The 21,577-nt window shown below is 42.5% G+C and carries 16 protein-coding genes; 3 read left to right on the top strand and 13 right to left on the bottom strand.

Annotated elements, in window-relative coordinates; genetic code table 11:
- Positions 1-136 precede the first annotated feature (136 nt).
- The 10 genes from HY063_00995 to HY063_00950 form a co-directional block, all read right to left on the bottom strand.
- Positions 137-421 (bottom strand): hypothetical protein, encoded by a 285-nt coding sequence (locus HY063_00995; protein MBI3500349.1) that lies wholly within the window; start codon positions 419-421, stop codon positions 137-139.
- A 5-nt stretch (positions 422-426) separates the two neighbouring features.
- Entirely contained in the window at positions 427-663 is a 237-nt protein-coding gene (locus HY063_00990) for a hypothetical protein (GenBank protein MBI3500348.1), read from the bottom strand.
- Positions 664-743: 80 nt separating this feature from the next.
- Positions 744-902, bottom strand: a complete 159-nt coding sequence (locus HY063_00985; GenBank protein ID MBI3500347.1) for a hypothetical protein — start codon at positions 900-902, stop codon at positions 744-746.
- Positions 903-1,037: 135 nt separating this feature from the next.
- Positions 1,038-1,289 (bottom strand): hypothetical protein, encoded by a 252-nt coding sequence (locus HY063_00980; GenBank protein ID MBI3500346.1) that lies wholly within the window; start codon positions 1,287-1,289, stop codon positions 1,038-1,040.
- An 84-nt stretch (positions 1,290-1,373) separates the two neighbouring features.
- Positions 1,374-2,150 carry a hypothetical protein gene (locus HY063_00975; protein ID MBI3500345.1) on the bottom strand — a complete coding sequence of 259 codons (777 nt, stop codon included), beginning with the start codon at positions 2,148-2,150 and terminating at the stop codon, positions 1,374-1,376.
- A gap of 54 nt (positions 2,151-2,204) precedes the next feature.
- On the bottom strand, positions 2,205-2,597 hold the full coding sequence (locus HY063_00970; protein ID MBI3500344.1) for a hypothetical protein: 393 nt from the start codon (positions 2,595-2,597) through the stop codon (positions 2,205-2,207).
- 166 nt (positions 2,598-2,763) lie between these two features.
- Complete coding sequence (locus HY063_00965; protein ID MBI3500343.1) at positions 2,764-5,373, bottom strand: gliding motility-associated C-terminal domain-containing protein; 2,610 nt, start codon at positions 5,371-5,373, stop codon at positions 2,764-2,766.
- Between the two features lie 17 nt (positions 5,374-5,390).
- Positions 5,391-7,112: a T9SS type A sorting domain-containing protein gene (locus tag HY063_00960; protein MBI3500342.1), complete on the bottom strand. Its 1,722-nt coding sequence runs from the start codon at positions 7,110-7,112 to the stop codon at positions 5,391-5,393.
- A gap of 42 nt (positions 7,113-7,154) precedes the next feature.
- Entirely contained in the window at positions 7,155-8,804 is a 1,650-nt protein-coding gene (locus HY063_00955; GenBank protein MBI3500341.1) for a T9SS type A sorting domain-containing protein, read from the bottom strand.
- 74 nt (positions 8,805-8,878) lie between these two features.
- Positions 8,879-9,622, bottom strand: a complete 744-nt coding sequence (locus HY063_00950) for a T9SS type A sorting domain-containing protein (GenBank protein MBI3500340.1) — start codon at positions 9,620-9,622, stop codon at positions 8,879-8,881.
- Between the two features lie 182 nt (positions 9,623-9,804).
- On the opposite strand from HY063_00950, the gene HY063_00945 reads away from it, so the two are divergent.
- Positions 9,805-11,343 (top strand): hypothetical protein, encoded by a 1,539-nt coding sequence (locus tag HY063_00945; GenBank protein MBI3500339.1) that lies wholly within the window; start codon positions 9,805-9,807, stop codon positions 11,341-11,343.
- Positions 11,344-11,346: 3 nt separating this feature from the next.
- Here the strand turns inward: HY063_00945 and HY063_00940 are convergent, their stop codons facing one another.
- Positions 11,347-11,688 (bottom strand): hypothetical protein, encoded by a 342-nt coding sequence (locus HY063_00940; protein MBI3500338.1) that lies wholly within the window; start codon positions 11,686-11,688, stop codon positions 11,347-11,349.
- Between the two features lie 188 nt (positions 11,689-11,876).
- Positions 11,877-13,673, bottom strand: coding sequence for a 30S ribosomal protein S1 (gene rpsA / locus HY063_00935; protein MBI3500337.1), 1,797 nt, complete (start codon positions 13,671-13,673; stop codon positions 11,877-11,879).
- Between the two features lie 184 nt (positions 13,674-13,857).
- On the opposite strand from rpsA, the gene plsY reads away from it, so the two are divergent.
- On the top strand, positions 13,858-14,511 hold the full coding sequence (gene plsY, locus HY063_00930) for a glycerol-3-phosphate 1-O-acyltransferase PlsY (protein MBI3500336.1): 654 nt from the start codon (positions 13,858-13,860) through the stop codon (positions 14,509-14,511).
- Between the two features lie 128 nt (positions 14,512-14,639).
- Here the strand turns inward: plsY and HY063_00925 are convergent, their stop codons facing one another.
- The gene (locus tag HY063_00925) at positions 14,640-16,055 is read right to left on the bottom strand and encodes a PD40 domain-containing protein (protein ID MBI3500335.1); all 1,416 of its coding nucleotides are present in this window, start codon (positions 16,053-16,055) and stop codon (positions 14,640-14,642) included.
- A gap of 118 nt (positions 16,056-16,173) precedes the next feature.
- Here HY063_00925 and HY063_00920 point away from each other — a divergent pair, with 118 nt between their 5' ends.
- On the top strand, positions 16,174-21,360 hold the full coding sequence (locus tag HY063_00920) for a PD40 domain-containing protein (GenBank protein MBI3500334.1): 5,187 nt from the start codon (positions 16,174-16,176) through the stop codon (positions 21,358-21,360).
- Positions 21,361-21,577 lie beyond the last annotated feature (217 nt).

Raw genomic sequence — 21,577 nt, 5'->3', positions numbered from 1 at the left:
GCCGCATTTATCTCTACGAAAAGTAGCTGCGGAATGTGAATCGTCAGATAGCCGTCCTTTATTCCAAACGGCTTTTTTAGTTTCTTCGCTCCAACTGCCACCGTCTTTTGTTGTGTTAAATCCTCTTGCCATAATTTTATTTTTTAGTAATTGGTTTTATTGCATTTGCTTTTTTAATTTTTAAAGAATCGTTTTCATGGTCTTCTTTCAAATGCTGTAATAATCCTTCATATATGTCAGTTTGCTTTTTAGTAAATTTTTCAAATGTGTTAACCACGCGGTTCAAAAACTTTTTACTTACATCTGTCTGAGCCAAACCAAATCCAAGCATAACCAATACAGCACCGGCTATAGTATTAGCCAATGCTTTAATAAAAGCATCTTTGAATTCATAGCCGAACTGGATGAAATGTTTTTTCATTTTTTTTAGATTCCTATTTCGTCATCAAGCCCTCGTTTCTCTTTTAAAATAAATGAAAGAAACTTGTTAAATTCATTCTGTGCATCCTGCCAGTTCTTATAAGTTTCATAATGCGCATCAATAAATTTTTTATCTATGAAACCATTCCCTTGTGCAAATAATTCTTCATCTGCTTTTAAAAGTTTAGAAAATGCATCAATTACTTTCTGATGCATTTTCTTTAAACACTCTCTGTTTGTCATAATATTTACATTGTTTTTTTGCCTACTCTCTTTCGGATTTTTCCGTAGGGTCTTTGGCATCGACTTGCTCCGTTTTATTTTCAGTTAGCTTTTCTTTCTATATGAATATTCCCATTGGAGGTAGGAATATCAATCTTTGGTCTTGAATCTCCCATCAGCATGTAAATCGCAATGAGGATTGATGCAGCAATTACTATTATAATTGCCACCTTTGTTTTGTTGATTTCATTTTTACTCATATTGTTTTTCTTTTAAAAATTTTTCTCAGTATTTCAACGAGCCAATCAAAAACCTCTTTCCAGAATTTCAGTCGTGGATGCACGTATTTCATTTCCTTTTTGCACTGCCGTCACACCTGCAGGGAACGCGTCAGGTCATGCAGGGAAAATCATTTCCTCTGCAGGAATGTTCATTTCTTCTGCAGGGGAGAGCATTTCCTCCGCAGGAATGTTCATTTCCTCTGTAGAGGAGAGCATTTCCTCTGCAGGAATGTTCATTTCTTCTGTAGGGGAGAGCATTTCCTCCGCAGGAATGTTCATTTCCTCTGTAGAGGAGAGCATTTCCTCCGCAGGAATGTTCATTTCCTCTGTAGAGGAGAGCATTTCCTCTGTAGGTCTGATGCGCATTCATGGCAAAATCATTGTTTTTTCTTCAAATTCCACTTATTTCGTTAGAACCTTGTATCCTGTATCCTTATTTTCCTGCATTTGCTACATGACTCCTGTATAAAGGAAATCAGTCCATAGATAAGGGTCGGCATTGGTGTGGCTGTAAACAGGATGCTTGCTTTTGCTTGCCGGAATCTGGGTGGCGGTTTTGCTGGTTTGCGTGGTTGCCGCGCTGGTTTTTTTGGTATGACTCACGGGCAGAATGCTGGTGTGCTGAATGCCCACGATGGTGCCGCTGGCAAGGTCGGTAATAATAATGTCGGCTTCGAGGGTGAAGCGGAGAATAACGGTTGCGGGCGGAGTGCCTTTTTGCGGGGTGATTCCATACCTCCATATATGCCCTTCCGTTCCTTTCTTTGCTTTTTTCACGCGGTAATGTTCCCATCCCGGTCCGCTGTCCACCAGTTCAAAATCGCGCGGGTGCAGTTGGGTTTTCTTTTTTAATTTATAGCCGGTGGTGAGAATAAGCCCTTCGGCTTTTTTTACATCGCCTCCGCCCAAATCGTTTGCGTGGTCTTCCACATAATGCCCGTTGGAGGTGAGCGCAAGCATGAGGGCGGTGGCTTGCTGCTGCTCCTGATTGGTGAGGGCGGTTGATTTATCGCCCGATGCAATTTTCTGAAGCGTGGCGCGCAGGTTGGCAATGAGGTTGGAAACAGTGCCCGCGGTGGTAGCCGGCAACAGGGCAATGGGCGGGCTTGGAAAATTAGTGTTGCCGTTAAGCCCCTGCACGGTGCCATCGCCAAAGGTGGCGAGCGCATCAGCGCTCATTTCTTTGAACTCGAACGATACTTTTGCTTTTCTGATGATGAGTTTCATAGTAAAACTGTTTTATTGGTTTGGTTTCCTAGCGGGTTTATGCACCTGCTATTTTCATCCCGGGCAAACTCCGGCCACATCTATGTGCCCTACAATAATTCCATCGGTTACATAAACGGTGGCGGTGCCGCAGTTTTCAATAGAGGCGTTTGAATTGCACGTGCCCGGAATATCCACCACGCAGCAGGCGGAGGTGTGATGATGCGAGCAGTTGACGAGGTATGAAATGATTTGCGCGCTGGTTACCCCGCATTGCTTCATTTCAGAAGCATTGCCTGCAGAAACCTTTTTTGTTACGGGCTTCACCGCCTTGCCTGCGCTGATGGCGAATAAGCCGAGCGCAAGAATTGCTGTGAGGAATCCCGACTTTGTCGGTCCGAAGGACTCTCGGAGGAGTCCCATCGGACTCCTTCGGAGGATACAGAGCCATAATTTTTTTGTTTTCATTTTTGTGGTTATTGGTCCACAGTGGTGTTGTTACGTTGTGAATGAAAAGAGGGAAGAAAAAAATTATTTACAGGGTATAAAAAACAAAAATCCCTGCAAGCGTCATGTACTTGCAGGGGAGTTTTTGTTTTTGCCTACCAACAATTAGAAATGGGGCATTGTTTTATCACCGCATCAGCGACACATTACCGTGCATGAAAATAGTTTTGTCTTCATATTCCCAGTAGGAAACTTCAAGATGATACACATACACACCGCTGTTAAGTTTTTTTCCCAAGGGCGAAGTTCCATCCCACTTAAAATCCTTATCGGATGATTCAAATACCTTTTCACCCCATCGGTCGTAAATCAAAACATGCGCGCTTTTCATGCAAAGCGCATTGTCATAGAGCCGGAAGAAATCATTTTCCCCATCACTGTTCGGTGAAAAAACATTCGGCAAATAGATGGGGCATTTAAGCGAGTTGACAAAAACAGTTACTTCGGCAAAACTTGTGCAGCCGTTGGCATCGGTTACAATAAATGTATAAGTAGTAGTAGCGGTAGGAGAAACAAAAATTGAATCGCTGCCTGAGCCATTGCTCCAGTAATAACTTCCGCCACCCGCGCCAATGAGCGAAACCGAACTGCCGTAATCAATGGTAACATTGTTTCCGGCATTAGCGGTTGGATTCGGCAAAACAATTACGGTAACAGAAGTATCTGCCTTGCAGCCGTTGGGGGCGGTTACGACCACTGAATAAGTTGTCTGAGTTGTCGGAGAAACCGAAATTGTTTGCGCACTCGCCCCTGTGCTCCACGAGTAAGAAACACCGCCACCGGCAGTAAGCGCAGCATTATTTCCTTCGCATATAGTATCCGTTCCGGTTATCAATGGCGTTGGCGGAGGAAAAGACGGAATAGTTACCATTGAAGTATCCGCGCATCCGTTGGCATCAGTAATAGTTACCGAATAATTTCCTGCTAATAAATTTGTAATGGAAGAAGTGGTTTGCCCGCTGCTCCAACTATAAGTATATGCCGGTGTTCCTCCCCAAACATTTATAGATGCGCTTCCCGCATAAGTGGAACTGCAATAATTGGTAACAACTAAAGCGGTGTTTGCAAGCGCAGGCGGCTGCGTAATAGTAACAATAGTAGAAGCAAGGCAGCCGAGCGAATCGGTAATGGAAACAGTATAATTGCCCGCGCAAAGATTGCTGATGGAAGAAGCGCTTGCTCCATTGCTCCATGAATAGGTGTATTGCGGGGTTCCGTTTCCGGCAGCAATGGCAGTGGCTGTTCCAATGCACTGCGCGTTGCAAAGTAAATTTGTTTGTGTTGCCTGAGCAAGAAGATTACATGTATATTTTGCAACGAATACATTTTGTATTCCATTTTGAGTAAGAGTAGTATTACCAATGTTCAATGTACTGGATTGAAAACTGCTAGTTATATATGTGTTACAATAGCCATCTGTGGCTATTCCATTTCCACCTCCTGACAGCCATTCCCAATTGCTGTTTTTACCTCCGCCATCTGCTAAAGAGGAAGCACAAAGCACATTGCCAGAAGAATCATACTTAACAATAAACATAGGGTCCATTCCACCTGCAGGCGCAGTAAGAGTGACAGATCCGAAGGTGATGGAAGATGACAGAAATCCACCCGTTGCGTAAACATTGCCAAACTTATCTGTGGCAACACAATATCCCTGGTCTTGCTTTGCGCCTCCTGCGCGCTGCGTCCAAATAACACTTCCGTTCGGAGAGTATTTTGCAATAAAAAAATCATTGTCCCCGGCATTGCTAAGCGTATAAGTGCCGATTGTAACAGGAGCATATTTAAAATAGCCCGTGATATAAGCATTTCCCCATGTGTCAGTAGTTACGCTATATGATTCGTTATAGCCATTTCCGAAATTTTTTGCCCAAAGAGCATTTCCCGCAGCATCATATTTTGCTATAAATATATTGCCTCCTCCTGAAGAAGTGTTTGTAAGAATGAATGAGCCAAAGGGAATAGTTGGCGACCAAAAAGCACCTGTAAAAATGACATTGCCTCCGGCATCTGTTGTAACACCAAATCCCTGACTTTGTCCTACTCCTCCCATACTTTTTGCCCAAACCTCTCCTCCCGCTGAAGTGTATTTTACCAAAAACACATTATACCATTGGTAATTCCCTGTATTATGTAGTGTGTCGGAGCCAAAGACAATAGAAGGTGCAAGAAAAATTCCAGTTATATAAACATTACCAGAAATATCAGTGGCAACAGAATATCCACATGATGTATTACTATTGGTTCCGCCTCCTTCCTGCGCCCATAGTACAGTCCCGGACGGACTGTATTTTGCAGTAAAGACATCGGAAGACCCTGAAACATTGTAAAGATTAATAGTGCCAAATGTAATAGGGGAAGAATAAAAAAAACCTGTCATGCAAATATTCCCTGACGCATCTGTTGCAATTCCCCAACATCCATCATTTCCCTTTCCACCCGCTCTTTTTGCCCAAAGCACATTGCCGAAAGAATCATACTTTACAAGAAAAATATCGCTTGCTCCTGCAGAAGCATTATAAAGTGTAATTCCATTAAAATTGATTGATAGAGATGAAAAGTTGCCTGCAACATAAACATTCCCTGCTTTATCAGTCGCCACACTCCATCCTGCATCCGCTCCGGTGCCATTTCCTTTTTTTGCCCATTGCCAGTTTTGCGCATTCAATGTAAAAGAAAAAGCAAGCAGGAAAATGCAAATGAAAAGTTTCAATAAGGTATTTGTAATGTTTTGCATTTTACATAGAAGAAACTTTACAACAAAAGTAGAAATAAAAAACGGGCTTTGAAAATAAATTTAGCAAGTGGTCTTGCAATAATTATTTTCTTTGAAATGATTCCTTCGCTTGTGCCGATACGCAGAAAATAAATTCCGCTCGCTTGCACCTTTGGTGCTGCGCTCAGGTTTACGGTTTCGAGTTTACTGTTTACGGTTGATGAATATATTTTTTCTCCCATTACATTATATATGTCTAAACTAGAAACCGCAGACCGTAAACCCGAAACTGAAAAGATGCCGGTGGAGGGGTTGGGATAAATATTCATATCATTTGAAAAATTATTTTCTTCAATACCTGCTACGCTGCCAAGTTTCACAATAAACATATCGCCATTTCCTGCATTGGTTAAAGTAGTTGTCCCGAACGTAAGGGAAGAACTCTGAAAATAACCTGTTGCGAATATATTCCCGCTTGTATCTATAGAGCAACTATAACTCTCATCATTACCAGTCCACCCCGCGCTTTTAGCCCAGAGCACATTTCCGCTGGAGTCATATTTCACAATAAACATATCATCATAGCCACTGAGTGTTCCATTGATTAAAGTAGTTGTTCCGAAGGTGATTGTAGAACTATAAAAAAAACCTGTTGCAATGATATTGCCGTTGGCATCGGTAGAGCAACCCAAACCCTCATCATCATCAGTTCCTGCCGCGCTTTTTGCCCAAAGGACATTGCCGGAAGAATCATACTTTACTAAAAATATATCTTTATAAGGATACCCTGAGTTTGTTAAAATTGTAGTTCCGAAGGTGTCGGCTTGGCTCTGAAAATAACCTGCTGCGAATATATTTCCGCTTGCATCGGTGGAGCAACTCAAACCCATTTCGGTAGCCATTCCTCCTGATCTTTTTGCCCAAAGTACATTTCCGCTGGAGTCATATTTCACAATAAACATATCATCTGTCTTATAGTTTGAATTGATTAAAGTAATTACTCCGAAGGTGATGATGGAACCGAAAAAATAACCTGTTGCGATGATATTCCCGTTTGCATCGGTGGAACAACTCACGCCCGCAGATTGATCGGGTCCTGGCCCGCTTTTTGCCCAAAGGACATTTCCGCTGGAGTCATATTTCACAATAAACATATCGCCATTTCCTGTACTGGTTAAAACAGTTGTTCCTAAGGTCATTGAAGAACTCAAAAATCTACCTGTTACGATGATATTCCCGCTTGCATCGGTAGAGCAACCCAGACCCTCATCATCAGAAGTTCCTCCCGCGCTTTTCGCCCAAAGGACATTTCCGCTGGAGTCATATTTCACAATAAACATATCAGGTACACCAGAAGTAGTATCATTGATTAAAGTTGTTGTTCCGAAGGTAATCGAAGAACTCCCAAAATAACCTGTTGCGATGATATTCCCGCTTGCATCGGTAGAGCAACTCAATCCCTCATCATTATTTGTTCCTCCCGCGCTTTTTGCCCAGAGCACATTTCCGTTGGGAGCATATTTCACAATAAACATATCACTACCATTTCCTGCATTGGTTAAAGTAGTTGCTCCAAAGGTGATAGAAGAACTCACAAAATAACCTGTTGCAATGATATTCCCGCTTGCATCGGTAGAGCAACTCAAACCCTCATCCACATCAGTTCCACCCGCGCGTTTTGCCCAATCCCAAATTGGCGCTTGCGCGTTAGCAGCATAGCAGAAGAAACCATAAAAAATAAAAAGTAGTTTTATTTTCATTCAACAAATGTACAGATTTAAAAAATAAACTTCAACAGCAATTTATCTTGCAATAATTATTTTCTTTGAAATGATTCCTTCGCTTGTGCCGATACGCAGAAAATAAATTCCGCTCGCTTGCACCTTTGGTGCTGCGCTCAGGTTTACGGTTTCGAGTTTACTGTTTACGGTTGATGAATATATTTTCTCTCCGAGGACGCTGTAAACCTCTATTTCCCTTATTTCCTTATTTCCTGCAATGGTGAAACTGCCTGTGCTGGGGTTGGGGTAAATGGAAAAATCATCTTTATTATTTTCTTCAGCAACTGCAACAGGAATATAGGGACACAATATAGTATCTGCTAAGATTGTATCAAACTGAAAATTGAAAGGCCAAGGAATTATATGGGTTGCAGGATTAGCAGCCGTGCTGAGGGTATAAGAGTTTTGAATTGCAAGCGGAGAAACAGCGCTCATGGAAACGCTTGTGTAATTGCAGAAGCCGTTAAAGGAACTATCCAAACGCGCAATTCCACCCGGAGCTTGATTCTCTGCTCCATAAATAAAATCATTGCCGAACGGAATTATAAAATGAGGGAGAGCGTAAATCTGCTGGTCGGTTCTCGCCCATTTAACAGCGCCTGCATTGTCGGTAACAAAATAAAACAGATGCCACGTATTTGATGCGTCTATAGTTCGCCCTATCGTAATAAGTTCCCTGCTTTTATTCGCGCCAACACAATAAACGTCCATGTCTGTTGTATTTCCCGTAACATTATATACCTTGTGCCAGAGAATAGTTCCGGTTGAATCAACTCTGAGAAGATAAGGAGTTTTAAAACCAAGATAATCCGTTAAGCCCGAAAATATAAATCCGTTGCCGGGCACTTCTGCCATTATATGGCTGACCCAGCAAGAGGAGCAGGTTATAATGCTATAGTATTTAAGAAAAACAGGATTGCCCAATGAATCAACCTTCAGAAGCGCAGGCACAGGAGCAGCGCCACCGTAAGAACCCGATAACATATAGCCGCCATCGTAGGTTGGAATAATAGTTCCCGTTAATGTGAAACCACTGCTGTTCATTTTCTTTAACCAAACAATATTCCCTGCCGCATCAATTTTCATGGAGAAATAAAAATAAATTGTGTTATACTGTCCGAATAAAATAAACCCGTTATCATTGGTGGCTATGATGCCATTTATTAAAGTTTGATTTGCGGAAGAAAGCAATGAATCAAACGCAAAATATTTCATCCATTGAAAGTTTCCTTTCTTATCCGTTTTAATAATAAAATCTTTTCCGTTAGGCATGTTTAATTCTGTGGCGCCAGCATTCGTAACAAAAATAAAACTGCTGTCTTTTAACTCCGTAATATGAACCGGAGAACTGTAACTGTGGTTTGGATTAGGATGTGGAGGATTAGTACTTGTTAAACTATCCTTAAAATTTATATGCCAAACTGATTTTCCCTGCGGTGTAAATTTTATAAATGATAAAACATACCGCTTGGGATTAGTATGGAATACATATATTACTGAAGCAAGATTGCCATCCGATGTTTTGCAAAGAGATGCAAAATCAATCCCGGCAATAGGCGAAACAGCAGTGTCATAAAAATCCAATCTGTCAAAAATATTCTGGGCAATCATTTTTTTCTGTGAAAAGAAAATGCAAAACAAAAACGCAATTGTATAAAAAGTTCTTTTCATTCTTTAGTTATTTTTCCTGATGGGTTTCACTCCCGTTTTTTTTCAGGAGTGAAACCTATTGGGAGAAAGAAAATTTATTTAATATTGATTTGCTTGCTTACCATTTGCGTATTGCCATGCAGCACTTTTACAAAGTACATGCCTTTCACCTGGCTTCCCAAATCAATCTTAACATTTGTTTTTCCGGCAGCCGATTCCTTCTTGATAAGATTTCCATTCATGTCATAAATCTCAATCATGGTGTTGTCTTCTGCGCTTTTGAAATTAACGGTAACCGTTCCCGCATTTGACACTACTTCCACATTGTCATTTCCCTGTTCAGAAAACCGGGGAGGGCTGCCTCCGCATTGGCAACTGGTGCTTCCCTGATAAGTTACCTGAATCGTGCTGCTTGCTGTATTGCAAGTAGAACCAGAAGCCGTGCAGGTATAGGTAATTGTTGTATTCTGCTGTCCTCCGCATCTGTGAGCGGTGGGCTGTTGAACTGTGGTGGAACTTAAAAAAGTGGAAGGCGACCAACTCCATGAAGTAGGGCAATCAACGCCAGCAGAACAGCTCATATCAATACATGATTGTCCAAGAACATGGCTTCCATTACAAGGTATAGAAATAGGACATGTTGCACCCTTAGGACATGCCTGTACGCAGCAATCAGTGGGCGTAATTGCAACTGCATTGGTTGCAATCATTTTATAAGGCACAGAAGCGGAAGATTTTTTTGCCGCTCCTTTTTCATTGCCGTTATTTCCTGCAAAAGTTGCAGTAGTAACGAAAATGGTTGCTAAGAAGCAACATAATGTGAGAATAAATGTTTTCATGATAATTAAGATTAAAGGTAAATATTATTTTTGATTGTCACGCTTTGTTGGGTTACCAGTCCGCGGTTTGGTTTTTTGTTGTTGTGTTTGTTAAATTGTTTTTTAACTTTGTATTGTTGTACAAAGAGAAACAAACGGGTTCAGAAAAAAATAAGAAAACCTTTCAGGTTGTTATGTTGTGAATGAGAAAGTTCAAAAAATATTATGACCTTATTCAATCTCTCAGCAGCAAAGAATGGCAACTGCTGGAAAGTAATCTCACCTGCTACGGCTCCAACCACAGGTCGGAGGAAAAAATTCTTCCCCTCGCCCGCCTGCTCAGAGAGGCGCCTGATTCGCCACCTCCCGCCCGCATAGCAGCAGAAATTTACGGCTCAGATAATTCATCAAATCTGAATGCGCTCAAGCAAATCAACCTGCGCCTTAAAAACCGCGCGCTTGATATTCTTATTTCCGATTTGGCATGCAATAACGAAGAATCAGATGCTGACGATGCCGATACTGCTTTGATGAATCTCAAACGCAAGTGCACCCAGTTTCAGTTGCTGTTTCATTCCAAGCCCGGAATGGAATTATGCAATGATTTGCTGGAGGAAATTATCAGCGAAGCAAAAGAACTGGAAGATTATCCCACGCTTATTCATCACCTTAATCTTAAGAGATGGATTTTAGACGCGCGCGAAGGAGGTAGAGCATCTGAAAAACTTAAGGCGGAAGTGAAGCGCTTTCAAAAATGCTGGAACGCGCAAGTGCAGGCATGCGATTATGTTCATGAACTGAAAGCGGTGAACGAGTTTTCAGGCAGGTTAAAGAAAAAGAAAGTAAATGCCTTTTTCAAAAAAGCGATTCCGCATCTTATGCGCCTTCATTCTCAAACCTCTTCTCCCTATGTGCTCTATTATCTCCGTACGCTGGAAGTAGCGAAGTGCCTGCATGAAAAAAATTACAGCCAGGCAAGGAGCAGAGCGCTTGAGTTGCTGAAAGTAATCAGGGAAAATAAATCCGTAAGGAAAAAACAGCGTGTAGGAATTGCGCATTCGCAGATGGCAATGTGTGAAATTTATATGGGGCAATATGAACACGCCTTGCAGCATTCGTGCTTTTCGTTCAAATGTTTTCCTGAAAAGCATTACAACAAAGCCATTTCCAAACAATATGAATTTTATTCGCTCTGCTTATTAAAAAGATACGAGGAAGCCGAATTATGCGCCCGCGAAATGCTCAGTGGCATGGGCAAAGAGCAGGCGGGCGGTTTCAGAATGGAGAAATTTCATTACCTGCTCGCCTGCGCTCTTTTCATGCAGGAAAAATACCCGGAAGCAATTTCAGCGCTTGAATATAAAAAAGAAATAAAGCGCGATAAAGAAGGATGGGAATTTAACCGAAGGGTGCTGTACATTATGGCTTGCATTGAAAATAAAATAGAAGATAAAGCAAGCGCAGAAGTGCTATCGCTTTATCAATTCATGCGTGACAATAAAGAAGCTGCATTTTCTTCCCGCCAGGAATCAATTATGAAGTTGCTTTCTCTTATTGAAAAATCAGGATTCGACTATTCACAACTGAACGGCAAAGCATTCTCATGCATTGAGCAACTTCAAAGTTCTTACAACGATTACGGATGGGACATTCTTTCTCCCGAACTCATTCCTTTTCACGAGTGGGCAATGAGCAAAGTGAGGGTGAAGGCGCCCGTGAGAGAAATGGGAATGGCGTTCTGAAAACTACTTGTTCCTGCTGAAAAAATACCGCGTAAGATAAATGCCGGTGCTTTTATCGGCTCCGTAAGCGCCTGTGGTAACAAATTTGAGTTCCCATCCTTTGGCGGCAAGTTCTCCTAATTTATCGGTAATCATTTTATCGTTCAGGCGGATGTTTTCAAAATTGATTCCCACCATGCTGAAAAAGTTTTCGAGTTTCACTTCATCCATTTTTCCATCCTCGCCAATGGTGATTAACCGCGACCTGCCCAAGCCACCGGGCACCACCGATTCAATGGCAGTTACCTGCAGAAATTCCTGCGCTCCGCCAGCGGGTTTTGTAAAAGCATAAATGGAAAGGACAATGGCGGCAAGAGAACTTGCTGCAAAAAAGTAATTGAGTTTTGTTTTCATATACCGAAGGTAGTTAGGTTTACGAACTTTTATTTTATGCGATGCCAATATACGAATGCATGCGAATGAAACGAATAAATACAAATGATACAAATCAAACCATCATTCGTATATTGGAATCGTTTGAGTATAAAAAGAAATTATTCCTTCTCTGTTTCTTTTTTCAACTTCGCCATTTCGTCCAAATCGCCCAGCGTTGCTTTGGAAACTGATTCCTGAACTTTTTTCACCGATTCTTTTTCATCTTTGCGCTCTGTTTTTTGCTGTTCTTCGGTGGCTGCCTGATGAGTGCGCGTGTGCGAGACAATAATCTTGCGCCCTTCTTTATTGAACTCCAGAATTTTGAAATCGAGTTGCTCCTCTGTTTTCGCTACGGTTCCGTCTGCTTTGTACAAATGTTTTTTAGGAGCGTACCCTTCAATTCCATAGGGAAGGGCAACCACTGCGCCTTTGTCGGTCATGCTTGTGATGGTTCCTTTGTGAACTGAATCAATTTTGAAAACCGATTCGAATGCGTCCCACGGATTTTCTTCGAGTTGTTTTACTCCGAGAGAAATTCTGCGGTTCTCCGCGTCCACTTCCAGAATAACAGTGTCTATTTTATCACCGAGTTTTGCAAATTCAGAAGGATGTTTGAATTTTCTGCTCCACGATAAATCGGAAACGTGAATCAAGCCGTCAATTCCCGGTTCAAGTTCCACAAAAATTCCGAAGTTGGTGATGTTCTTTGCAACAGCAGAAACTTTTTCTCCTTTGGAATATTTAGTAAGAATGGTGCTCCACGGGTCGGGAGTCATTTGTTTTATGCTGAGAGACATTTTGCGCGTTTCTTTGTCGAGCATTACAACCACGGCTTCAATTTCATCGCCCACTTTCAGAAAATCTCCTGCAGAGCGAAGATGCTGCGACCAGGAAATTTCAGATACGTGAATCAATCCTTCCACGCCCGGCATCACTTCCACGAACGCACCGTAATCTTCAATGGCGCGCACTTTTCCTTTCAGTTTATCTCCGAGTTTGATTTCGGTTTCGAGTTTATCCCACGGATGCGGTTTCAGTTGTTTCAAGCCGAGAGAAATTCTGCGCTTGTCGTGATCGAAATCGAGAATCACCACATTGATTTTATCATCGAGTTTCACAATTTCATCCGGGTGATTGATTCTTTCCCATGTCAAATCGGTGATGTGAATCAATCCGTCCACACCGCCAAGGTCAATGAACACACCGTAAGAAGTGATGTTCTTCACCGTGCCTTCGAGCACTTGCCCTTTCTCCATTTTGGAGATGATGACTTTTTTCTGCTCTTCAATTTCGGCTTCGATGAGCGCCTTGTGCGAAACCACCACGTTGCGGAACTCCTGGTTTATTTTAACCACTTTCAGTTCCATAATTTTATTTACGTACTGGTCGTAATCGCGAACGGGTTTCATATCTATCTGCGAGCCGGGAAGGAAACATTCAATTCCGTAAACATCGGCAATCAATCCGCCTTTGGTTCTGCATTTGATAAAGCCCTGAACAATTTCCTGCGAAGCAAGCGCGGCATTCATCCGGTCCCATCCTTTTACGATGCGCGCTTTTTTGTGAGAGAGCACGAGTTGCCCGTCTTTGTCTTCCTGCTTGTCAATGTACACTTCCACTTTATCGCCAACCGAGAGATTGGGATTGTAGCGGAATTCGCTCATGAGAATAACGCCATCCGATTTGTAGCCAATGCGCACGAGCACTTCTTTATCGTTCTTGGCGATAATGGTTCCTTCCACCACCTCGTGTTCCTGGATGTTGGAAATTGTTTTTGAATAAAGTTCTTCGAAACGTTGTTTGTCGGAAGCCGCGTAAGCGTCTTGTTTTTTTCCGATGGTGGTCCAGTCAACTTGTTCGAACTGGATGTTTGGCTCTATATCTTTATAGGTGCCTTTTTCTTTTACTACAGCCATTTTTTATTTCACGCTTTAAGTCCGTGCGACTTTGTTCCATAGCAAACATAAGGAACGGTTGAGTTGCGAGTAGTTTGCGTACTCGGTTTTAAAGGGACGCGAATATAGATAAATAAATGAAACAAGCGATATCATCGTTTGGAAAAATTCTATTTCCAAGAATATTTTATCTTCGCTTTATCGCATGCAGATACCATTGCATAGTTTCATTCTGCTCACCGCTTATTTACTCGGCTCCATTCCTTCGGCAGTATGGATAGGAAAATTCTTTTATGGCGTTGATGTGCGCCAGCACGGAAGCGGAAACGCAGGCGCCACCAACACTTTTCGCGTGCTGGGAAAAAGAGCGGGCGTGCCCGTTTTGTTTTTCGATGTGCTGAAAGGATGGCTTGCCGTGAAGGTGAGTTATTTTGTTGCCGACATGCTGGGCAGAGAAGAGTTTCTCAGTTTGGAACTCACGCTGGGCGCTGCGGCAATCATCGGGCATATTTTCCCGGTGTTTGCAAGTTTCAAAGGCGGAAAAGGCGTGGCGGCTTTGCTCGGAGTTACGCTTGCCATTCATCCGCTGAGCGCGGTGGTGGGAATCGGAGTTTTCTTTTTAATTTTTCTCACCACGCATTTTGTGTCGCTCAGTTCCATTCTTGCCGGCATGAGTTTCCCTGTTTCGCTCATGATTTTATTTCCGGTTTCTTCTTCTGCGCTCATTTTATTTTCCCTTTTTACTCCCGCCATTCTTTTAGTTACTCACCAGAAAAATATTGAACGCCTGCTCAGGCGCGAAGAATCAAAGGTGTATCTTTTCAAAAAGAAGAAGGAACCTGAAGCAGTGGAAGAATAATATAGTAAGATTACACAGATTTCCGAAAATCATAATTATACCTACTAAATACCAATATGTACTAATGTACTAATTGTTGCCTGTTTTGATTGGTATATTGGTATGAATTGGTATTTGGTAGGATTCAATTACCACGCGGGCCACTCATTATCATAATTGTTCCACGAAGAAGGAAGAAGTGCGGTGGAAGTTCCTCCGTTTACAGAAACAATAAAAATATTTCCTTTCGTGGAAGTTGTTTGCTGAATGTATGCCGCTAACGTTCCGTTGGGCAGAACAGTGGGATAGCGGTAATCCTGCCCGGAGTTTTTCGCAATGTCAGATGCTCCCGATTGAGACGGATATGTGTTGCGCACTATTTTCCAGAAGCCGCCATTGCCGCTGTTGGTTTCAAACACCATGAAACTGCAATCGGGCGACCATGCAGGATAGCCCGAACTTCCGGGATTATTCCAATCGGTGTTGGTGCTTGAATAGTTAAACGGGTCGCAAACATAAATATCATGGTCGTTTGCGGTAGGAGTGGGCGGGCGCTCGTATGCAATGCGCTGTACTGAAATGATGGGCGACCATTTTGCATTTGCTTCGTCAATGTTAGATGTCTTGGTAACATTCACCACGCTGTCCACTGTAATGGAATTTCCTCCGCTGTGAATATACGCCATCATAATATCGCGCTCATCGGCAGTGGTGATGATGCCGTCTCCGTCCGTATCCACTCTGCGGTCAAAAATAATTTTGCTTCCATCGGGAGAGAAGAAAGGGTTTTCATCCCATGCGTTTGCCTGTGTAATTATGTTGGAGGGAGTGGCTGATACCTGCGAACCATCGCTGTTGAAAAAGAAAGCATAAATATTTTCATCGCTGCCCGACAAATTTTTTGCAGAAGAAAACAAAAGCATTTTTCCGTCAGCCGACCAGTTGGACTGCTTATTTATTGAATTGACAATATAAGGAGTAGTGAGGTTATATGGATTCTGTGGATACATTAACCCCGATGTTGCAAGAGAGCCATCTGAATTTACTTGAGCAAGCCAAATATCATATATCCCACCCCCAGCTTTGTCGGAAGTAAAGGCAATAAATTTTCCGCTGCGCGATATATCGGAAGGGCGCGTAACGGTAATGCTTTGCGAAGTGGTGGCGGATTTATCTTTGTCTTTATCTTCCACCGTAAGCATTACAGTAAATACTCCCGGAGCGGAATAAGTATGACCTGCCTGCAATCCGCTTGCAGTGGTGCCGTCTCCAAAATCCCAGGTATAATTAAACGGTGTGGCTTTATCGAACCACTGATGTTTTGCCCGCTGGGAACAATCGCTTACAACCAGGGTTTCGCCCACCTTGATAGTGGTTGCGCTCATGGTGAAGCAGGGAATGGGGTCTTTTTCGCAGGAGGTGAAAAAGAAAAGTTGCGCGCAGGCAAGAAGAAGGAAAAGAAAATGATTTGTTCTCATGGTTTTATTTTTTTGCAAATGTATAAAAATGTTTTTAAGGATGAAAATGAAATTATGCATAGACAGCAGCGATGATATATTTTTCATTTTTCCTTCATATAAATCTCTTTTCAACAAAATGATTGTAAAAAACTAATTTTGCGGATTGTTTTTTGTTGTGTAATTCCAGTATATTTAGCATCTTCATAGTGATATGTTGAGAAGCATGAGGCATATTTTATTTTTAATTCTGAATTCTTCATTCTTGCTTCTTCATTCTGCCGCCTTCTCCCAAAATGTTTTTTCTTCGGAGGAGGATTTAAAAAAGCAGGCGAACAAACTTTTTGAGGAAGAAGATTTCGTGAAAGCGTATCCGCTTTTTTCCCAACTACTGAGTTTATATCCGAAGGATGCGCAGTACAATTATAAATTCGGAACGTGTTTGCTTTACTCCGCAGGCGATAAGGAAAAAGCAATTCCCTATCTCGAATATGCTGCGAAAAGACAAAACCAAAACGTTGACAAGGAAGTTTTTTTCTATCTCGGCAAGGCATACCATCTCAATTACCGTTTTGACGAAGCAATCCGGTTTTACAACAAGTATAAAAGCAATGCATCTTCAAAAAAAGCAGAGCATTACGATGTGGAGCGGCAGATTGAAATGTGCGGCAGCGGAAAAAATCTTCTGAAGAATGTTACCGACCTCACCGTGCTGGAGAAAAAAGAAGTTCCCGAAGCGGATTTTTTCCGCTCGTATAATCTTTCGGAGTTCAACGCAAAAATAATTGTGAAGCCCGATGATTTGAAGTCATCGGCTGATAAAAAGAAAAAAGAAGAAGGCGTGATGTACCTCGCGCCCGACAGGAAAGAAATTTATTATTCAAGTTACGGTGAAGATGGAAAAAACGGAAAAGATATTTATTTCGTAACGCGCACCGCCAGCGGAGATTTATCCAAGCCCACCCGCCTGAACGATGCCATTAACACAAAGTACGATGAAGATTTTCCTTTCCTTCATCCCAATGGAAAAATTCTTTACTTCTGTTCGAAAGGTCACAACTCCATGGGCGGCTATGATATTTTCAAAAGCGAATGGAACGAAAGCACGCAATCGTGGGGAAAACCCGTGAATATGGATTTCGCCATCAACACGCCCGATGACGACATACTTTTCATTTCCGATGCCGAAGACAAGAGCGCCTATTTTTCTTCGCGCAGGGAAAGCGCGCAGGGAATGTTCATGGTGTATAAAATAAAACTCGAGCGCAAGCCGCTCGACCTTGCGATTATCACGGGCACGCTCACCAAAGAAGTGGGCGATAAAAATCCCGGAGCGAAAATCACAGTCACAAAAATTCTGAAAGATGAAGTGGTGGGCGTGTTCAACGTAAATTCTTCCGATGGAAGTTACACGCTCAATCTTCCCAACGGGGGAAAATTCATGTTCGCGGTGGAATCACCGGGTTTTAAAAAATCTTCTGAACTCGTGGTGGTTCCCTTTCAGCAGGAAATAAAACCGCTGAAGCAGGAAATCGCGCTCGTGAATGAAAACGGAACCGATAAAGTGCGAATCAAAAATTCTTTTGACGAGCAGATTGACAGCGCTGAACTTGCCCTTGCTACGCAATTCATAAAAGCAAAAGCGGTTCTTGAAGTTTCTCCTGCCGAACAGGAAATTACCGCAACGGCAGTGGATGAAAATGCTTCCTCTTCTTCCGAAACAAAAAATGAAACAAAGAATACGCCTGTTTCCAATACTGACATTATCGGAATGGCGTATGATGAGGCAAGGCAAACACAAAAGGAAGCGAATGAACTCCGGAAAAATTCTGATGCCGCACAGCAGTTGGCGAATGAAAAAAATTCCGCATCGCTTCAGAAAAATAAAGAAGCCACCGAGTTAATGAAGAATGCCGAAACGATGACGAACCAAAATGAAAAGATGGCGCAACTGGACAAAGCCACTCAATTGCGCAAAGATGCCGATGAACTTTCGAAAGAAGGCGCGGTTTCGCTCACGCTTTCCAATCAGATGGACGAACAGGGAAAAGCAAAACAGCAGCAGGCAGATGCGGAATTAAAATACTCGAAAGATTTGGACAATGCAATCAAATCAGGCGCGAGCGAAAAAAAGATGAACGAACTCCTCGCGCAGAAAGAAAAATTAGACAAGAGAAATGACAGTTTGAATGTTTCCTTTCCGCCCGATATGGAAAAAATGGCGCAGGCAAAGCAAAAAGAATCAAGCAAAGCAATGGCAAAATACCTTGACACGCAGCAGGACGTGGAGGACTTGCAGAAAGAATCGCAGCGCCTGAGAGCCGAAGCGGATAAAACAAAAAATGAAGGCGCGAAACAAAATCTTATTTCGCAGGCGGAAGAAATGGAAAAAGAAGCCGAAACAAAAAAGAAAGATGCGGAAACCTACAGCGTGAAAGGAAAACAACTGCAGTCGCAATCCGATTCGCTCAAGAGCAATGCAGCGCTTACCGCTTCCGTGATGAATGAAATAAAATCTTCGCCAACTAATCTTGCTGCTGCAAACACCAACACGGTTGCACCTGAAAACAAAACCGTCACCGCAAGCACAGTGAATGAAACGAAAGCGGAAACAACGCAGCAACTAAAAATCACTTCTCCTTATGTAGATGTTTTTGTAAACCAGATGCACGATGCGGAAAAAATTCCGAAAGAAACGGAGCGCGAAGAAAAACTTTCGGTGATTTATCAATCGTGGACCGATTCGCTCGATAACCAGATTGCATCGCTGAAAAAATTTCTGCCAACGGTTACCGATGAGAACAATAAAAAATATGTGCAGGATAAAATCTACGAATTGCAGTCGGGCGTTGAAGATAAACGGCAGAAAGCGTCTGACAGCCGCAGCAAAGTGGATAATCTGAAATTGCAGGAAGCGCTTGCGGCTGCTTCCGCTGTTTCTCCTGAAACAACAGCCGTTGCAACAAATTCTGTTTCTCCCACTGCCACTACTGCTGCAACCGGCACAGAAACTTCTCCCGAAAATCTTCAGGGTGCGGACAACATCAATTCTTACTATGAAAACAAACTGAAAGAAAACGAGAAGGAAACCAACGAGTACGCAAAAAAATCGAAAGAGCAGGAAATTTATTCCGATTGGTCTTCTTCGCTTTATGATGAATCGCAGCGATTAAAAAAGGATGGCAAGAATGGAAAAGCAGACGATGCGGAAAAGGGAGCGAAGGAAAAACAAACGCTCGCCATGAAAACAGGAGACAAAGTTGCGGAAATAAAATCAGAACATCCCGATTGGGCGGAAGCGGCAAAGAAACAGCAGGAGGAAAAAATAACCACTACAGCCGCAAACACTCAAACAACAACAGTGACTGAAAATAAAACAGCGCCAGCGGAAACTAAATCGGAAATCACTTCACCGGAAACAACAATTGTTTCTACAAATACTGTTGCGGCAACAAATCCGGTTTCCACGCAAACAGTTTCTCCTGTGAAAACAGAAACAATTACCGCAAGCACAACTAACTCTTCCACTCAGCCGGACAACAACTCAACCACTTCAACTACTCCTCCTTCGACCATAAAAAACAAAGATGAGTACACGCATTACACTGCGCTGAAAAACGAAGCCGGCTGGTCGAAGAAAAATGCCGAACGTCAAAACAGCAAAGCGAACGAGTATGAAAATCTTTCCAACCAGCAGTTCAATGAATCGAACCGGTTATATGAACTGAGCAAAAAAGAAACCGACCCGAACAAGAAAAAAGAAATTGAGCAGAAATCGGCAGACATTAATACGCGCGCGCTGCGAAACCAGTTGAAGTCGGATTCGGTAAAAGCGCTTGCAAAAAATTCTGAGCAGGAAGCCAACTCGAAACAAACCGAATCGGATTTGTATTTGCAATCACTCGATAAATCGGCTTACGAAGAAATTGCAACAGCAACCGGCTATAAAAAACCGTCCGATACGCTTGCAAGCACAACTGTAAAAACTGAAACTGTAAAAACAAATTCGGCTACTCCCACTACTGCAACTTCAACCGAAACTAAAACAGCGAAAACGGAAACTGCCAAAACAAATTCCGTAGCAACAACTGAAACAGTTTCAACTGCAACTAAGAATGAAACCGCGCAGCCCAAAAATAATTCTTCCGAAACAAAAACTTCCACCGAGCCGGTGCGGACACAAACTACCGTTTACGCGAATAAAACAGAAACGAAATCTTCTGAAACCAAAACAGCGCCAGCGAAAACTGAAACCGCAAACACTTCCGTAACTTCAAAATCGTATCTGCTGAAATATTACGATGCGCTGTTTGATAAATTGGACTTGAGCGGGGCAAGTTATTCAGCAGCGAAACCCATTCCGGTGGATGCGCCCCTGCCCGATGGATTAATTTTCAAAGTGCAGATTGGCGCGTTCAAAAATCCGATTCCGCAAAATCTTTTCAAAGGATTAAAACCCATCACTGCCGAAACCACTCCGCAGGGATTCAAACGCTACACCGCGGGATTGTTTGAGAAATTTTCTGCGGCTTCACAGGCAAAAAAGCAGGTGAATGATTTGGGATATAAAGACGCCTTCATCGTTGCCTTCTTTAACGGAAAAAGAATTTCCATGAACGATGCGCTGACAAAAGCGAAAGATGCAGGAGAAACCATTGATGCCGCCACTTTAGCAAGTGCGAATTCAACCACTCAGCAACCCGGCAATTCAACCACTGAACCGAATGGAACTTCTTCAGCAAACGCAACCGATGTAAAATCCATTGGCGGATTATTTTATGCAGTGCAGGTGGGAGTTTTTTCCAAGCCAGTTACGTCCGCGCAACTGTACAATATTTCTCCGCTGAATTCTGAAAGCACCGGCAACGGATTGCTGCGCTACACCACCGGAAGATTTGGCGATGAAGTGAAAGCAAGCGAAGCGAAAAATAAAATTTCAGGCAAGGGAATTGCCGATGCGTTTGTGGTGGCATATTACAACGGGAAAAGAATTCCGCTCACCGAAGCGAAAAAATTAATTGACACACAAGGAAGCGGTGTGCTCTCAAAAAGCAAGCAGGAATATTCCTTCTTCCCTTCCGATACCACCACTTCGGAAGCATCGGCAAAAAACCTTTCCACTACTTCCAATAAAGGAATTGTTTTCAAAGTGCAGATTGGCGCGTTCAAAGAATTAGTGCCGAATGCAGTGGCGAATAAATTCCTGAGCATTGCAAAGCAAGGGATAAAAAATTTCAAGGATGAAAACGGCTTGACCGTTTACACGGTGGGAGAATTTCTTGAATACGAAACTGCCAACAACCTGAAAAGCCAATTAATCAAAGACGGTCTGGATGGCGCCTTTGTAATTGCCTTCAGGGATGGGAAAAAAATAAAGGCAAGCGAAGCGCTTGATTTGATAAGGAATAAATAATTGCCTCACTCTATTGCGCAGGTAAAATAACTTGCTTTTTATTTTTCTTTTATCATAAACTTTTTGCTTCTTTATACCCCCGCTCGCGCGCGTCTGTGACGCGTGCGAAGTCATGCCACGTTTGTAACGCTTTTGTAAGTTTGCCTAATGTCCGACAAATATAAAATAGATGACAAGGAAGGAATTTATTTTGTAACACTAACTGCAGTAGATTGGG

The sequence above is a fragment of the Bacteroidota bacterium genome, assembly GCA_016195025.1.
In the GTDB taxonomy this organism is placed as follows: domain Bacteria; phylum Bacteroidota; class Bacteroidia; order Palsa-948; family Palsa-948; genus Palsa-948.
The sequence above is the reverse complement of the archived record's forward strand: the minus strand, read 5'-3'. Positions and strand labels throughout refer to the sequence as shown.

Coding starts and splice junctions, on each gene's coding strand:
- HY063_00990 (MBI3500348.1), bottom strand. CDS start 663: ATGACAAACAGAGAGTGTTTAAAGAAAATGCATCAGAAAGTAATTGAT.
- HY063_00995 (MBI3500349.1), bottom strand. CDS start 421: ATGAAAAAACATTTCATCCAGTTCGGCTATGAATTCAAAGATGCTTTT.
- HY063_00920 (MBI3500334.1), top strand. CDS start 16,174: ATGAGGCATATTTTATTTTTAATTCTGAATTCTTCATTCTTGCTTCTT.
- HY063_00985 (MBI3500347.1), bottom strand. CDS start 902: ATGAGTAAAAATGAAATCAACAAAACAAAGGTGGCAATTATAATAGTA.
- HY063_00975 (MBI3500345.1), bottom strand. CDS start 2,150: ATGAAACTCATCATCAGAAAAGCAAAAGTATCGTTCGAGTTCAAAGAA.
- HY063_00945 (MBI3500339.1), top strand. CDS start 9,805: ATGAGAAAGTTCAAAAAATATTATGACCTTATTCAATCTCTCAGCAGC.
- rpsA (MBI3500337.1), bottom strand. CDS start 13,673: ATGGCTGTAGTAAAAGAAAAAGGCACCTATAAAGATATAGAGCCAAAC.
- HY063_00925 (MBI3500335.1), bottom strand. CDS start 16,055: ATGAAAAATATATCATCGCTGCTGTCTATGCATAATTTCATTTTCATC.
- HY063_00960 (MBI3500342.1), bottom strand. CDS start 7,112: ATGAAAATAAAACTACTTTTTATTTTTTATGGTTTCTTCTGCTATGCT.
- HY063_00970 (MBI3500344.1), bottom strand. CDS start 2,597: ATGAAAACAAAAAAATTATGGCTCTGTATCCTCCGAAGGAGTCCGATG.
- HY063_00965 (MBI3500343.1), bottom strand. CDS start 5,373: ATGCAAAACATTACAAATACCTTATTGAAACTTTTCATTTGCATTTTC.
- HY063_00980 (MBI3500346.1), bottom strand. CDS start 1,289: ATGCGCATCAGACCTACAGAGGAAATGCTCTCCTCTACAGAGGAAATG.
- plsY (MBI3500336.1), top strand. CDS start 13,858: ATGCAGATACCATTGCATAGTTTCATTCTGCTCACCGCTTATTTACTC.
- HY063_00950 (MBI3500340.1), bottom strand. CDS start 9,622: ATGAAAACATTTATTCTCACATTATGTTGCTTCTTAGCAACCATTTTC.
- HY063_00955 (MBI3500341.1), bottom strand. CDS start 8,804: ATGAAAAGAACTTTTTATACAATTGCGTTTTTGTTTTGCATTTTCTTT.